General features: G+C 65.2%; 17 protein-coding genes. 5 read left to right on the top strand and 12 right to left on the bottom strand.

Going from position 1 to position 14,359, the window contains the following annotated elements:
- Positions 1-7: 7 nt before the first annotated feature.
- From QN085_RS16085 to purU, 3 genes are read right to left on the bottom strand one after another with little or no spacing between them, the layout of a single operon-like run.
- Positions 8-1,249, bottom strand: coding sequence for an FAD-dependent oxidoreductase (locus QN085_RS16085; protein WP_023662859.1), 1,242 nt, complete (start codon positions 1,247-1,249; stop codon positions 8-10).
- Positions 1,231-2,142, bottom strand: a complete 912-nt coding sequence (folD, locus tag QN085_RS16080) for a bifunctional methylenetetrahydrofolate dehydrogenase/methenyltetrahydrofolate cyclohydrolase FolD (protein ID WP_013973143.1) — start codon at positions 2,140-2,142, stop codon at positions 1,231-1,233. The genes QN085_RS16085 and folD overlap by 19 nt, the downstream gene beginning before the upstream one ends.
- Positions 2,139-3,005: a formyltetrahydrofolate deformylase gene (gene purU / locus QN085_RS16075; protein WP_023662858.1), complete on the bottom strand. Its 867-nt coding sequence runs from the start codon at positions 3,003-3,005 to the stop codon at positions 2,139-2,141. Before purU ends, folD begins: the two co-directional genes overlap by 4 nt.
- A 240-nt stretch (positions 3,006-3,245) precedes the next feature.
- On the opposite strand from purU, the gene QN085_RS16070 reads away from it, so the two are divergent.
- From QN085_RS16070 to QN085_RS16050, 5 genes are all read left to right on the top strand, one after another.
- Complete coding sequence (locus tag QN085_RS16070; protein ID WP_023662857.1) at positions 3,246-3,647, top strand: hypothetical protein; 402 nt, start codon at positions 3,246-3,248, stop codon at positions 3,645-3,647.
- 103 nt (positions 3,648-3,750) lie between these two features.
- Positions 3,751-3,972, top strand: a complete 222-nt coding sequence (locus QN085_RS16065; RefSeq protein WP_003256222.1) for an MbtH family protein — start codon at positions 3,751-3,753, stop codon at positions 3,970-3,972.
- Entirely contained in the window at positions 3,969-4,688 is a 720-nt protein-coding gene (locus QN085_RS16060; RefSeq protein ID WP_041505858.1) for a thioesterase II family protein, read from the top strand. The genes QN085_RS16065 and QN085_RS16060 overlap by 4 nt, the downstream gene beginning before the upstream one ends.
- A 57-nt stretch (positions 4,689-4,745) precedes the next feature.
- Positions 4,746-5,297, top strand: coding sequence for a hydrolase (locus tag QN085_RS16055; protein ID WP_023662802.1), 552 nt, complete (start codon positions 4,746-4,748; stop codon positions 5,295-5,297).
- 26 nt (positions 5,298-5,323) lie between these two features.
- Complete coding sequence (locus QN085_RS16050; RefSeq protein WP_024087350.1) at positions 5,324-6,376, top strand: DUF1615 domain-containing protein; 1,053 nt, start codon at positions 5,324-5,326, stop codon at positions 6,374-6,376.
- A gap of 161 nt (positions 6,377-6,537) precedes the next feature.
- Here QN085_RS16050 and QN085_RS16045 read toward each other — a convergent pair whose 3' ends face one another.
- The 9 genes from QN085_RS16045 to QN085_RS16005 form a co-directional block, all read right to left on the bottom strand.
- Positions 6,538-7,401 (bottom strand): metal ABC transporter solute-binding protein, Zn/Mn family, encoded by an 864-nt coding sequence (locus QN085_RS16045; protein ID WP_023662803.1) that lies wholly within the window; start codon positions 7,399-7,401, stop codon positions 6,538-6,540.
- The gene (locus QN085_RS16040) at positions 7,398-8,297 is read right to left on the bottom strand and encodes a metal ABC transporter permease (protein ID WP_285687285.1); all 900 of its coding nucleotides are present in this window, start codon (positions 8,295-8,297) and stop codon (positions 7,398-7,400) included. Before QN085_RS16040 ends, QN085_RS16045 begins: the two co-directional genes overlap by 4 nt.
- A complete protein-coding gene (locus QN085_RS16035; protein WP_041505859.1) occupies positions 8,297-9,043 on the bottom strand; it encodes a metal ABC transporter ATP-binding protein in 747 nt (248 codons plus the stop codon). The genes QN085_RS16040 and QN085_RS16035 overlap by 1 nt, the downstream gene beginning before the upstream one ends.
- Positions 9,040-9,942: a metal ABC transporter substrate-binding protein gene (locus QN085_RS16030; protein ID WP_023662805.1), complete on the bottom strand. Its 903-nt coding sequence runs from the start codon at positions 9,940-9,942 to the stop codon at positions 9,040-9,042. Before QN085_RS16030 ends, QN085_RS16035 begins: the two co-directional genes overlap by 4 nt.
- Before the next feature lie 16 nt (positions 9,943-9,958).
- Positions 9,959-10,528 (bottom strand): DUF6162 family protein, encoded by a 570-nt coding sequence (locus QN085_RS16025; RefSeq protein WP_041505860.1) that lies wholly within the window; start codon positions 10,526-10,528, stop codon positions 9,959-9,961.
- Positions 10,525-10,845 carry a hypothetical protein gene (locus tag QN085_RS16020; RefSeq protein ID WP_013973133.1) on the bottom strand — a complete coding sequence of 107 codons (321 nt, stop codon included), beginning with the start codon at positions 10,843-10,845 and terminating at the stop codon, positions 10,525-10,527. Before QN085_RS16020 ends, QN085_RS16025 begins: the two co-directional genes overlap by 4 nt.
- Complete coding sequence (locus QN085_RS16015) at positions 10,842-11,381, bottom strand: PA2404 family protein (RefSeq protein WP_013973132.1); 540 nt, start codon at positions 11,379-11,381, stop codon at positions 10,842-10,844. The genes QN085_RS16020 and QN085_RS16015 overlap by 4 nt, the downstream gene beginning before the upstream one ends.
- Positions 11,378-12,571 carry a PepSY-associated TM helix domain-containing protein gene (locus tag QN085_RS16010; RefSeq protein ID WP_013973131.1) on the bottom strand — a complete coding sequence of 398 codons (1,194 nt, stop codon included), beginning with the start codon at positions 12,569-12,571 and terminating at the stop codon, positions 11,378-11,380. The genes QN085_RS16015 and QN085_RS16010 overlap by 4 nt, the downstream gene beginning before the upstream one ends.
- Positions 12,572-12,861: 290 nt before the next feature.
- The gene (locus tag QN085_RS16005; RefSeq protein WP_023662496.1) at positions 12,862-14,196 is read right to left on the bottom strand and encodes a lysine N(6)-hydroxylase/L-ornithine N(5)-oxygenase family protein; all 1,335 of its coding nucleotides are present in this window, start codon (positions 14,194-14,196) and stop codon (positions 12,862-12,864) included.
- Positions 14,197-14,359 lie beyond the last annotated feature (163 nt).

Here is a 14,359-nt window from a genome sequence, read left to right as displayed (position 1 = left end):
TCGCTCCTTAGTGGCTGGCCGCGGTGGCGCCCATTTCGTTGACTTGCTGGAAGCGGCTGAAGCGCTCCAGGGCAAAGGGTGCGATCAGTTCCGGCACCTTGCCGCCACTGGCGACCAGCTCGGCCATGGTCTTGCCGCAGATCGGCGTGGCCTTGAAACCCCAGGTGCCCCAGCCGGCGTCCAGGTAATAGTTGTGCACCGGCGACAGGCCCATGATCGGGCTGTAGTCCGGGGTCATGTCGGTGATCCCGGCCCACTGGCGCATCAGCTTGGCGTTGGCCATGAACGGGAACATCTCGATGGCGTGTGCCAGCAAGCTCTCCTTGAGGTCGAGGGTGGAGCGGGTGTTGTACAGCGGGTAGGGGTCGGAGCCGCCGCCAAAGACGATCTCGCCGCGGCTGGTCTGCTGCACGTAGCAGTGCAGCGCCGAGGAGCTCACCAGTGGGTCGAGAAACGGCTTGAACGGCTGGGTGACCATGGCCTGCAGCGGGTAGGTGTGGATCGGCGCACGAATGCCGGCCTTGGCCATCAGCAGCGAACTGGCCCCGGCCACGGCCTGTACCACGCAACCGCACTGCACGGTGCCACGGTTGGTCTTCACCGCCTCGATGCGGCCATTTCGGATCAGCAGGTCCTGCACTTCGGTCAGCTGGTGGATCTCGACGCCGCGCTTGGCAGCCTGCTTGGCGTAGCCCCAGGCCACCGCGTCGTGGCGGGCGGTGGCACCATCGATGTGCCAAAGGCCGGCGAGTACCGGCAGGTGACCGGGGTCGAGGTTCAGGCTCGGCACCAGCTCGAGGATCTGCTGGCGGTCGATCATTTCAGTGCGCCCGCCAAAGTGCTTGTTGACCTCGGCGCGCTGGCGAAAGGCGCGCACGGTGGCGTCGGTGTGCGCGAGGGTGAGCTGACCGCGCTCGGAATACATGATGTTGAAGTCGAACTCGTTCGACAGGTTCTGGAACATGCGCACCGATTCTGCGTAGAAGCGCACACCCTCACTGGTGAGGTAGTTGGAGCGGATCACCGCTGTGTTGCGCGCAGTATTGCCGCCGCCCAGGTAGGCCTTCTCCAGCACGGCGACATTGGTGATGCCATGGTACTTGGCCAGGTAGTAGGCGATGGCCACGCCGTGGCCGCCGCCGCCGATGATCACCACGTCATAGCGTGGCTTGAGTTCGCACGGTGGTGGCAGGTCGACCTCCACCGGGTAGTCGGCGCTCAGGCCGTATTTCAGCAGGGCGAAAGGCATGGGGTGCGCTCCTGGTGGGCGGCCTGTTGTTGCAGGTCGAGGGCGAGCAGGGTGTTTTTCATCAGGTAGGCGATGGTCATCGGGCCGACGCCGCCGGGTACCGGGGTGATGCCGGCCACCTGGGGCAGGGCGGCGGCGAAGTCGACATCGCCGACCAGGCGGCTGTGGCCGCCTTCGTCGATGCGGTTGATACCGACATCGATCACCACCGCGCCAGGCTTGAGCCAGTCGGCACCGATCAGCCGTGGCTTGCCCACTGCGGCCACCAGGATGTCTGCCTGGCGACACAAGGCCGGCAGGTCGCGGCTGCGCGAATGCACCACGGTCACCGTGCAGTCGGCCTGCAGCAGCAGGGCGGCCATGGGCTTGCCGACGATGTTCGAGCGGCCGACCACCACCGCATGCTTGCCACGCAGTTCGCCACAGGCATCGCGCAGCAGGCGCATGCAGCCGCTGGGCGTGCACGGGGTGAGCACATCGCGGCCCTGGGCCAGGCCGCCGACGTTCTCGCTGTGGAAGCCGTCCACATCCTTCAGTGGGCTGATCGCCTGAAGAATGCGGTGTTCGTCGATATGGGCCGGCAACGGCAGTTGCACGAGGATGCCGTTGACCTCGGTGTCGCGGTTGAGGCGGTCGATCAGGGCCAGCAGCTCGGCCTGGCTGGTGTCTGCGGGCAGGCGATGCTCCAGCGAGCGGATGCCCACCTCTTCGGCACGCAGCACCTTGTTGCGCACGTACACCTGGCTGGCAGCGTCGGCGCCGACCAGCACCACCGCCAGGCTCGGTTGCACGCCGCCCTGGCGCAGCTCCTGCACCTGCTCGCGTACCTCGGCCAGCACCCGCGTCGCGGTGGCCTTGCCGTCGATCAGCTTGATACTGGGAGTGGCGTTCATTTGAAGATCACCGTGCGGTCGTGGTTCAGGAACACCCGATGCTCCAGGTGGTATTTCACGGCGCGGGACAGGGCGATGGTCTCGGTGTCGCGGCCGATGGCCACCAGGTCATGCGGTGCGTAGGCATGGTCCACGCGCTGTACTTCCTGCTCGATGATCGGGCCTTCGTCGAGGTCGCTGGTGACATAGTGGGCGGTGGCACCGATCAGCTTCACCCCGCGCTGGTAGGCCTGGTGATAAGGCTTGGCGCCTTTGAAACCGGGCAGGAACGAATGGTGGATGTTGATCGCCCGGCCTGACAGCTGGCGGCACAGGTCGTCGGAGAGGATCTGCATGTAGCGCGCCAGCACCACCAGTTCAGTGCCGGTGTCCTCGACGATGCGCAGCAGCGCGGCTTCCTGTTCGGCCTTGGTGTCCTTGCTGACCGGCAGGTAGACGAAACGGATGCCCTGGCGCTCGGCCATCGGGCGCAGGTCCAGGTGGTTGGAGACCACGGCGGTGATCTGCATGTCCAGCTCGCCCTTGGCATGGCGGTACAACAGGTCGGACAGACAGTGGTCGAACTTGCTCACCATCAGCAGCACGCGCATCGGCCGGGCACTGCTGTGCAGGCTCCACTGCATGTCGAAACGCTGGGCGACATCGGCAAAGCCGGCTTCCAGCTGCGGTGTGTCACCCGTGACACCGGTGTTGTAGCGGAACACCGCGCGCATGAAGAAGCGCCCGTTGTCCTCGTCGTCGAACTGCGCCATCTCGCTGATGTAGCAACCGTGCTCGGCCAGGTAGGTGGTCACCGCGGCGACGATGCCGGACACGGCCGGGCAACTGACGCGCAGGATGAAGTGATCGGGAGCGGGATGCATGTCGGATAGGCCTCGTGATGGGGTGGGGCAGGTCGGGCACAAGGGCAAAAGAGGCTTCGCGTGGAGGCGAAGAAATATTTCTTGGTAGGAATATAAATTTCCTTTAGGCGATTTATAGGCGAAGAGGCGGGTGACGGTCTAGAGGTTTGTGAATTTTTTTTGCCTGGCAGGAAAGTTTTACCGGGGACCTGTAGGAGCGGGTTCACCCGCGAATAGGCCGGTACAGGCTATGATTGCTCCATGAGCACTACACCGCCTCTGCGCCAACCTTGCCCCCCTGGCGCCTGCGACTGCGGCCGCGAACACTTGGTCGATCACCCGCAGGCCGCTCAGCGCATCCTCCTGCTGACCCGCCAGGAAGAGAAACGCCTGCTCGACCGCCTGGAAAACCTCAAGGACCTGGAAGACCTGCAACGCCTGCAGCAGCGGATGTATGAAAACCTCGGCATTCGCGTGCACATTGCCCCCGGTTTCAACGAAGTGCGCACCATGCGCGGCATCGTCATCGAGCTGGATGATCAGCTAGGCCTATGCCGCAAGACCCGGCAGTCGATCCCGGCGGCGATCCGCCGTGGGCTGGAGCGCAATCCGCAGGTGGCCTTCCGCTTGCTCGATACCCACGACCTGTTGCGGGATACCTGAAGACCGCGTCAGCCCCACTAATTTTTTCGCCGCACGCCACGTCTACTTGAAAGCCCCCCTGCGCCAGGCGCGCAGCGGCATCCATCACTCAAGGAGACAGGCAATGACTTCCGTTTTCGACCGCGACGATATCCAGTTCCAGGTAGTGGTCAACCACGAAGAGCAATACTCGATCTGGCCCGACTACAAAGCCATCCCCAACGGCTGGCGTGCCGTAGGCAAGAGCGGCCTGAAGAAGGACTGCCTGGCCTACATCGATGAAGTCTGGACCGACATGCGCCCGCTGAGCCTGCGCCAGAAAATGGCCGAAGCCGCCGCCCAGTGACTGCATTGAACCTGCTGTGCCTGCCGTATTCCGGGGCCAGCGCCATGGTCTACAGCCGCTGGCGGCGCAAGCTGCCGACGTGGTTGCAGGTGCGCCCGGTGGAACTGCCCGGGCGTGGCGCGCGCATTGCCGAGCCACTGCACACCGACATGCAGGCCCTGGCCCGGCAACTGGCCGCCGAACAGCGCCTGGCGGCCAGCGCCCCTTACGCGCTGCTCGGCCATAGCCTGGGCGCCTTGCTGGCATTTGAACTTGCCCATGAGCTGCAAGCGCTGGGCTGCCCGGCGCCACTGGCCCTGTTCGCCTGCGGCACCGCAGCACCGACCCGGCGCGAGGACTACGATGGCAAGAACTGGCGCGAGCCCAAGAGCGACGCCGAGTTGATCGGCGAGTTGCGCGAGCTTCAGGGCACGCCAGAGGAAGTGCTGGCCAACGCCGAGCTGATGAGCCTGACCTTGCCCACCCTGCGCGCCGACTTCCTGCTGTGTGGTACCTACGCCTACCGCCAGCGGCCGGCCTTGCAGTGCCCGCTGCACGTGTTGGGCGGCATGCAGGACCGCGCCAGTGACGAGCAATTGCAGGCCTGGCGCAAGGAAACCCTCGGGGCGTTCTCGCTGCAGATGTTCCCAGGCGGCCACTTCTTCATCCATGAGCATGAAGACCGGGTGCTCGCTGCGCTGACCGCGTCGCTGCAATCGCTTCGGCTGTCCGCCTGATTGACGTCACCGCTTGCCTGGGGGAGGCTAGGCCTTTTCCCAGGCAAGAGGCAGACAATGCTGATCGATCCCCACAAGGCCACGCTGCTGGTCGTCGACATCCAGGAAAAACTCATCGGCGCCATGAGCGACCCTGAAGGCACCCGCGCGCGGGCCCGATGGCTGCTGGCAGCGACGAACGAGCTGGAACTGCCGACGGTGATTTCCGAGCAGTACCCCAAGGGCCTGGGCCATACCCTGGCCGAACTGCTGGCCGCAGCGCCGGCCGCCGAAGTGGTGGAGAAAAGCCATTTTTCCTGTGTGGCCGCCGAGTGCCTGCCAGCAAGTTTGATGGCGCGTGAGCAAGTGATTGTCTGTGGCATGGAAACCCACGTGTGTGTGCTGCAGACCGTGCTCGGCCTGCTGGCGCTGGGCAAGCAGGTGTTCGTGGTCGAGGATGCCTGCGACAGCCGTACCCCGGCGAGCAAGGCCGCAGGGCTGGCGCGCATGCGGGCCGCGGGGGCGCAGGTGGTGACCCGCGAAATGGTTCTGTTCGAGCTCATGGGCAGTGCCAGCCACCCGCTGTTCCGGCACATCAGCAAGATCTACCTGGTCGGTGAACAGCCCTGAACGGCCGGTTACTGGCTGCCGGGTTGATGGCCCTGGCGCTGCTGCAAGGCTGCGCCGGGCGCCGTGAGGAAGCGCCCGAGACGGACCCGGCCAAGGTCCGCGCCCAACTGCTGCGGCTGTTACCCGCCCAGGCCAAGGACCGCGAGGGCTGGGCCCGGGACATCCAGGTGGCGTTCGACGCCCAGCGAATTGCCCCCAGCAAGAGCAACCTGTGCGCGGTGCTGGCGGTGACCGAGCAGGAATCGACCTTCAATGCCGACCCGCAAGTGCCCAACCTGGGGCGTATCGCCCGAGAGGAAATCGACCGCCGCGCTGCGCGCCTGCACATCCCCAAGCTGCTGGTCGACGGTGCACTGAAGGCGCCGTCGGGTAATGGCAAGAGCTACCAGCAGCGTTTGCAGGCGGTGCGCAGCGAGAAGCAGTTGAGCGAACTGTACGACGAAGTCATCGCTCGCGTGCCGCTGGGCAAGACCTTGCTGGGCGGGCTGAACCCGGTGCATACCGGTGGGCCGATGCAGGTCAGCATCGACTTTGCCGAAAAGCATGCGCGGGATTACCCCTACAGCCATGATGGCAGCATTCGCCAGGAAGTGTTCACCCGGCGCGGCGGCATGTATTTCGGTATCGCCCACTTGCTAGGCTATTCGACCAACTATGATCGCCAGCTGTACCGCTTTGCCGATTTCAACGCGGGCTGGTACGCAAGCCGCAATGCGGCATTCCAGGCGGCACTGAGCAAGGTGACGGGAGTAACGCTGGCGCTGGATGGCGACCTGGTGGCGCCGGGCTCGATCATGCCCGGGACCACTGAAAAGGCGGCACGCAAACTGGGAGGAAAGCTGGGCCTGCGCAACCCGCAGATTCGCAGCCAGCTGGAGCAGGGCGATAGTCTGGCCTTCGAGGACAGCAAGCTGTACAGCGGGGTGTTCGCCCTGGCCGATGCAGCGGCCGGCAAGCCGGTGCCACGGGCGGTGCTGCCGGGGATCCAGCTGAAAAGCCCGAAGATCACCCGCAAGCTGACCACGGCGTGGTTTGCCGGGCGGGTGGATGAGCGTTATCAGCGGTGCATGAAGCGCTAGCGCTGCATTCAACGCGATCAACTGTGGGAGCGGCCTTGCGTCGCGAAAGGGCTGCGCAGCAGCCCCAGAAATTTGTGCATCTGTGCTGAAATCCTGGGGCCGCGATGCGGCCCTTTCGCGACGCAAGGCCGCTCCCACATTGACCGTGCCAGCCTGCCTGATCAGCTTTCGCCCAGGGCGGCAACTACCTGATCCACACTGGCCTTCAACCCGGCAAGTGCATCCTCAGGGTCACTCTCCACGACCACCAGCTTCGCCCCGGACGCCTTGATCACCTCGGCTACAGCCGCTTCCGGCTGCCGATGGTCCAGCACCAGCGCCACATCCTGCGCCTTCAGGTTGTACCCCAGCGCCTTCAGCGCAGTCGCATCCCACTCGGCTGGCAGCGGCTGCTCGACCATGTCCAGGTTCAACCCGCTGGCCAGATAACCCAGCCGTTCCGACAGGCTCACCACCGTCAGGTTGTCGACCTTGGCCAAGCGTGTCTGGCTGCTCGCCGAAAGCTCCAGCAACTGGCGTTTGAGCCCGGCCAGGTTGCCCTGGATCTGCGCCTTGTCGCCCGGCGCCAAGCGCTCCAGGTCATTGGCTACCACATCGGCCATGCGCCCGAAGTTGGTCGGGTTGAGCCAGGGGTAGGCGCCATAGGCCTCGTCGCCGCTCACCGCTATGCCCGGCAGCGCGCCATCCACTGGCCGTGCGGCGTCGATTTCGACGATCCGGATATTGCTACGCCGGGCCATCGGGTACAGCGGGTCGTCATGCCAGATCGAGCGCACGCCGATCACCGCGTCGGCCTGCTGCGCGGCCTTGTGCAGGCTGGCGCCACCGCGACCGCTGAAATAGGAAGGCTGGCGGCTGGCAGGCAGGTTGGCGGGTGCTGCACGCTTGAGCTGCACCTTGGTGCCCTCGAGCAAGGCGCTGGCCAGGCTGTGGGTGACGGGCAGGGTGGTCAGCACTTGCGTGGCGAAAGACAGCGACGGCAGGCCGGCCAGGGCCAGCGCCAGGGTCAGGCGTTTCAGGTTCATGCCGGGTTTCCTTGCAGGCGGGGGACGAGGGCGCGGGCCAGCGCCGCCAGGGCGAAGCAGATGCCCGCGACCAGGATGATCGCGGCGCCGGACGGCACCGGCAGGTCGAAAACGATCGGCAGCAGGATGCCCAGCAGCGTGCTCAGCGTGGCGATCAGCACCGACAGGAAGAAAAAGCCCTTCAGCGACTGGCTGACCAGGCGTGCGGCGGCAGCGGGGATCACCAGCAGTGCCCCGACGAGGATCGCCCCGATCACCTTCACCGAGGCCACGGTGACCAGGGTCACCAGCACCACGAACAGGTAGTCCAGGGTTTTCACCGCCACCCCGCGCACGGCTGCCAGCTGTGGGTTGAAACTGGCCAGCATGATGCGGTTGTACAGCGGCACTGCCAATGCCAGCACCAGCACCGCGACGATGCCCAGTACCACCAGGTCCTGGCCGCTGACGGTCAGCACCGAGCCGAACAGCACGTTCTCGAGGATGTGCACGTTGATCTTGCCCGCCAGCATCAGCAGCAGGCTGGCGCCCAGCGCCAGCGACACCGACAGGAATACGCCGATCAGCGTGTCCGGCGACAGCCCGGTGCGGTTGCGCAGGAAGTTGAGCAAGATGCCGAACAGCAGGCAGTGGCCGAACAGGCTGCCGTAGGGGCCGGTGTAGGGCTCGCCCAGCAGGATGCCGATGGCCACGCCGGTCAGTGCGGCATGGCCGACCGCCTCGGAGAAGAAGGCAAAGCGCTTGACCACCACCAGGGTACCCAGGCCGCCCAGCACCGGGCCGATCATCAAACCGGCCAGCAAAGCGTTGACCACGAAGCCGTAGGCCAGCGCCTCCGGCAGGTACCCGGCACTGGCCCAGTCCTGGACCGTTTGCCGAAAGATTTCAAAACTCATCAGGCAAGGCTCTCGCTACGCGGGTGAACGGAGAACAGGCCGAGCAGGCGCTCTGGGGTAAGGGCCTGGGCGGGTGGGGCGTCGAACAGTACCTGGCGGCTCAGGCCGGTAACTCGGTCGGCCAGACGCATCACGGCTTCCAGGTCATGTTCGATCCACAGCACGGTGGTGCCGGCCTGGCGCCAACCCTGCAGCAGTTGTTCGAACACCTGGATGCCGGCTTCATCCAGGGCCGACATCGGTTCGTCCAGCACCAGCAGTTGCGGCTCGGGGATCAGGCCCTGGGCCAGCAGCACGCGTTGGCGTTCGCCACCGGAAAGCGCGCCCATGCGCCGTTTGCGCTTGTCGAGCATGCCGACCTGCGCCAGGGCTGTGTCGATGGCCGGCTGCACGCGATGCGACAAGCCGAGGAAAGCAGGGCGGCGCTGGCACATGGCAGCCATGAAATCGTCCACGGTCATCGGCAGGCCACGGTCGAATTCCAGCGCCTGCGGCACATAGCCGATCACTTCGCGTTCGCCGGGCCAGTGCAGGGTCAGCTGGCCCTGGTGCGGCATCTGCCCGAGCAGGGTCTTGATCAGCGAACTCTTGCCACCGCCGTTGGGGCCGACGATGGCATGCACGCTGCCGGCGGCGACGTTGAAGCTGACCTGTTCGAGGATGCGGGTGCGGCCCAGGGTGAGGTCGATGCCGGCGAACTCGATGCGCGGCCCGCAGGCTGTCACCAGGTTGGCGGCGGCGGTCATGCGCGGTTCTCCTGGATGGCGCGGACCACGGTGTCGAGGTTGCGCTTCATCTCCACTTCGTACTTGTCCTTGGTGTATTCGCCGTAGGAAATGTGCGTCAGCGGGTACAGGCGCACGCCGGATTCACGCTGGATGGTTTCGACATAGGCCGACGGGAAGTCCATTTCCGAGAAGATCACCCGCACGTCCAGCGCCTTGAGCTGGTCGATGGTCTTCTTCAGCTGGGCCGGGCTGGGTTCGATGCCATGGGCTGGCTCGACCACCGCAGTCACCTCCAGGCCGAAGTCACGTACCAGGTAGTCGTAGGCGGCATGGATGGTGGCGACCCGGAAGGTGGCGCTGGGCGCCTCGGTGACCTTGGCCAGTGCTTCGGCGCGCAGTGCGCGCAGGCGCTTGGCATAGGCGCGGGCGTTTTGCGTGTACAGCTTGGCGTTGTCCGGATCGAGCTTGCCCAGTTCGCGGGCGATGTTGTTGACCTGGGCGATGGTGGTGCTGATCGACAGGAAGGTGTGCGGGTTGACCACCTTGCCGGCGCCGCGGGCGGCAATGCCGGTGGCCGCCAGCAAGGGTACGTTCTGGTTGGCCTCTATGGTGTTTATGTCGGGCTTCTCGCTGGCGGCGATCATGCGGTCGGCGAAATCGTCATGGCCGACGCCGTTCAGTACCACCACGTCCAGGGTACCGATGCGCTTGATGTCCTCGGCTCGTGGCTCGTAGGCATGGGGGTTGAACCCTGCCGGAATCAGCGGCACCACTTCGGCCTTGTCGCCGACGATGTTGCTCACATAGCTGTAGTAGGGGTGCAGGGTAATGCCGATACGCAGGGGCTTGCCGTTATCGGCCAGGGTCTGTGCCGGCAGGGCAATGGCCAGGAGCAGGGCGAGGGCGGAGCGGAGCATGGGGAAGTCCTTGGGTTCAATGACGGTGTTCGCGGGTGACCCCGGCGTCGTAATGGCTGACCACCTGCTGCCAGCCGGCGGCGATCAGGGCGGCCTGGCCAAGGTCGTCCGGGGGCACGGCGGCGCTGTCGCGGCGCAGCCAGACATCGGCCTGGCCGGTGCTGTCGGCCGGCAGGATCAGCAGCAGGCTGCCGGCCACTTCCGGGGCCTGGCTGCGGCCAAGGTAGGCCCCGGTCTCCAGCCACGACCATTGGTGGCCGCCGCGGCTCTGGCTGCCGGCATCGACCACGAACGGCGGCAGGCCTTCCTCGGCAAGTGCCTGTACGCTGGGCGCAGCGGTGTTCTCTTCACGCAGCAGCTGGATTTCGTCGAAGGCCACCCGCAAGTCGGTGTACAGGCCTTGCTCGGCGGCGGTCAGGTCGCGACGGGCGTCTATCTGGTGGCTGGCGATGGCCTGTTCATCCTCGCGTTCGCCGCGCAGCAGCACCACGCCGGTGGCGAGTACCACGATCAGCAGGCTGACCAGCAGCACGTACAGGGTTTCGTGCCCGGCGCCGGCCGGGCGAATCACTTGGGCGCGGCTCATGGCTGGGCAATATCGGCGTAGTCGACTTCCACCACGTGCCCGGGGCCGGCATCGAACAGCACGTAGAACTCGCCGTCCGGGCGCTTGAAGGTCAGGGTCGAGTCATCACCGAGCTTGCCGCCGACCAGCACCTGTTCGTCGTAGCCGATCACATCCAGGGTAACTCCGGGGGCGCCGCTGCCGTCCGAGAAGCCGCCGGTGCACTTGACCTGGCCGCCAGCCAGCTCTTCACACTCGCACATCGGGTTGTGCGCCAGGGCCGGGCAGGCGGCCAGCACCAGCAAGGGCAGGGCGAGGGTGCGTATCAGGTGTTTCATTTCTTGCCTCCTTGTTTCTCGAGCCAGGCCACGGTGGCTGGCGATGCCTTGGCCAGGGGGACCGACGCCTGGTGCATGCTGCCGTCCCAGCCTTCCAGGGTGATCCAGATCTGCGCGTCGGGCTTGGTGCGTGGCGGGATCGGCAACGAGGTGCCCATGTTGTACGGCGCACCGAAGAAAATCGTGCCGGCGGCGCGCAGGCTGCGCGGTTTGCCGATGCGCAGGTAGGCCGCCTTGACGCCGTTGACGCAGGCCTTGCACAGCGATGCATTGAAGACCTTGAAGTGGCCGGCCGGGCCATCGGCGCGGGGCGCCTCGTCACGCATCTCGGCCAGGTCCAGGGTATAGGGGCCGACCTGGATGTCGTGGATCACATTGGCGCCGAGCCCCGCTTCGCCGCGAAACAGCTTGGCCTCGGCGAAGTACTTGGGCATGAAGCCCAGCGGGATGAGAATCAGCAGGATGTTCAAGTGAAAACGCCACTTCAGCCACAGTTGCTTCAGCGGGCTGACGGTCACGGCTTGGGCCTGGCTCATGGGCGGATCTCCACGGTGGGTTCATGGCGCGCCATGCGCGGTGCGCGCTCGCTGCGCTTGAGGGCGGCGGCGGTGGCCTGGGCGGTGCGTTTGGTCCAGATCAGCAAACCGCTGAACACCATCAGGGTGAGGACCAGGCCGAAGAAGAACCACACCAGCTTGATCGGCAGGCCGCCGAAATCGCCGGTGTGCAGCGGGCGCATCGACTCGGTGACGAACTCCAGGGCGGAGCGGTCGCTGATCAGGAACTGACTGTCGACATTACGCGTGTACGGGTTCACCGAGGCGCTCTGGAACATCAGCGGGTACCAGCCTGGTCCGGCCAGGGTGATGTGGCTGTAGGCGGTAGCCGGCAGCGAGATGAAGCTGATCTCCAGCCCCGGGACCGCCAGGCCGGCGATGCGTGCCGCTTCATCCAGGTCGATGCGCGCTGCCGGGCTGCCATTCGGGGTTTGCGGCACGTCCTCACGGGCGATCACCGGCACGATGGGCCGGCTGGAAATGGTGATGTGGTTGTCGGCCAGGATTGCCTGGATCAGGAACCAGGTGCCGGTGATGGAAATGACCGCAATGAACCAGATCGACCAGACCCCGGCCAGGCGGTGCAGGTCGCCCCAGAAAATTCGCGAACCATGGCCGGTGCGCACCGGCTTGAAGAAGCCCTTCCAGAACTTCTTGTACACCACCAGGCCGGTGACCAGTGAAGCCAGCATGGGCAGGCCGAGCAGCGACACCAGGTACCAGCCCCAGCTGAAACCGCTGGTGAACGGCACCAGCCACCAGCCGTGCAAGGCGCGGGTAAAGGCTTCGAAGTTGAAGTCCGGGGTCTTGCCCTGGATGGCACCGGTGTAGGGGTTTACATACAGTGTCGGGCTGGTGCCGTCAGGCAGAGTGACATTGGCTTTGACCGCGAAGTGCGAACCGTCGGGCTGGATCAGCCGCTCCACCACCATGTCCGGCTCGGCCTTGTGCATGGCGTCCAGTACCTGCTGGAAGCTCAGGCGCTCGGCGTCGGCGTCGGGCTTGTTGGCGCGCACGGCGGGGTCGGCCAGCCAGACGATTTCCTGGCTGACCACCGCGAGCATGCCGGTGAAGCAGACGATCAGGACAAAGAACCAGATCGGCAAGGCGAGCCAGCTGTGGACCAGGAACCACAGCCTGGATTTGGATTTTTTCGGTGATTTGGCCATCTGACGGTCTTCTGCAATGGGGAGTCGAGCGTGTGCCCAGCCAAAGAGGGGCTGTATTGATAAGGACGAATGAGAATCGAAAACCTGCCGTTTTAAATGCAAGCAAATGTTTCAGGCAAAGAAGCCTGAAAGCTGGCGCGACCCTGTAGGAGCGGCCTTGTGTCGCGAAAGGGCTGCGCAGCAGCCCCAGGGTTTCAGCGCAGACGCACAAATTGCCGGGGCTGCTTTGCAGCCCTTTCGCGACACAAGGCCGCTCCTACAGGACCTGTGCATGCCTTGAGGGCAGGGGATCAGGCGCGGGTCAGGGCCACTGCCGGTTGCGGCTTGCCGTGCAGCTGCGCCAGGTCCTGGTACAGCGCGCGGCCAATTTCCGCAGCGCGCGCCGGCAGCACCGAGAGCAGGGTGTCACTCAGGCCGTGGCTGTTTTCGCAGAAGCCCTGCAGGTACACCGAGGCCTGCAGGTCGGGGCTGGCCAGCACGCGGTAGTTGCGGTTGACGCTGAAATCTTCCAGGTAGCCGGCCAGGGGCGCCAGCAGGTCACGGTGCGAGCGGCGCTCGTAACCGGTGGCGAGTATCACCGCGTCGTAGCGGTGGGTCTGCTGCTGGCCGGTGGCGAGGTCGCGCAGTGTCAGCTCCAGGCCTTCGCGGGTGGCCACCACGGCTTCGACCTGGCGCCGGCACAGCACGTTGTGGCGGTACTGGTGGGCGACCTTCTGCCGGTAAAGGATGCCGTAGATGCGTTCGATCAGGTTGAGGTCGACCACCGAATAGTTGGTGTTGTGGTATTCGCCCAGCAGCTTGCTGCGCTGGTCGGCCGGTTCGTTGTAGACCAGGTCGGTGTAGTCCGGCGAGAAGATCTCGTTGACGAACGGGCTGTCATCGGCAGGCTTGAGCGCCGAGCCACGCAGGATCATGTCGACCTTGACCGACGGGTAGCTGTCGTTGAGGTCGATGAACGCCTCGGCGGCGCTCTGGCCCGAACCGATCACGGCAATGCGCATCGGCTTGCCGGCGGTGCATGGCAGCTTGTTCAGGCTGCTCAGGTACTGGGAGTGGTGGAATACCCGCGGGTCGTCCTTGAAGGCACCGAACTTTTCCGGGATTTTGGGCGTACCGCCGCTGCCGACCACCACCGAACGGGTGCGGCGGCTGTATTCGCGGCCTTGGGCGTCGCGCGAGACCAGGCGCAGGTGCTCGACCCGGCCCGCCTGCACGTCCGGCTCGATGCGCAGCACTTCCTCCCCATAAACCGCCTGGGTGGCGAAGTGCTCGGCGGCCCAGCGCAGGTAGTCGTTGTACTCGAGGCGGCACGGGTAGAAGGTGCCGAGGTTGATGAAGTCGGCCAGGCGCTGCTTCTGGTGCAGGTAGTTGACGAAGCTGTAGGGGCTGGTGGGGTTGCGCAGCGACACCAAGTCCTTGAGGAACGAGATCTGCAGCTCGCTCTGAGTGGCCAGGGTTTCGCCGTGCCAGCGATAGTCCTGCTGCTTGTCGATGAACAGCGCGTCGAGGGCATGGCCTTGGGACTCGGCGAGTTCCTCCAGGGCGATGGCCAGGGCCAGGTTTGAAGGGCCGAAGCCCACGCCGATCAGATCTTTGATGGTTTCCTGCTGTGAGGGCTGGCTCATGGCTGCGATTCCCTGAATGGTCGAATTTGGACGCCCGCCGGGGCTCCGGCTCCTGCGCAAGTACATGTGTTGGAACGAGCCAGTCGGGGGGGAATTTAAGCGGACTAAAGAACTGTGAGGGGTGGCCGATAGGGGATACGACAAGGAGCCAACTCGAGGCAAG

Source organism: Pseudomonas sp. M2(2023) (genome assembly GCF_030263955.1).
Taxonomy (GTDB): domain Bacteria; phylum Pseudomonadota; class Gammaproteobacteria; order Pseudomonadales; family Pseudomonadaceae; genus Aquipseudomonas; species Aquipseudomonas asiatica.
The sequence above is the reverse complement of the archived record's forward strand: the minus strand, read 5'-3'. Positions and strand labels throughout refer to the sequence as shown.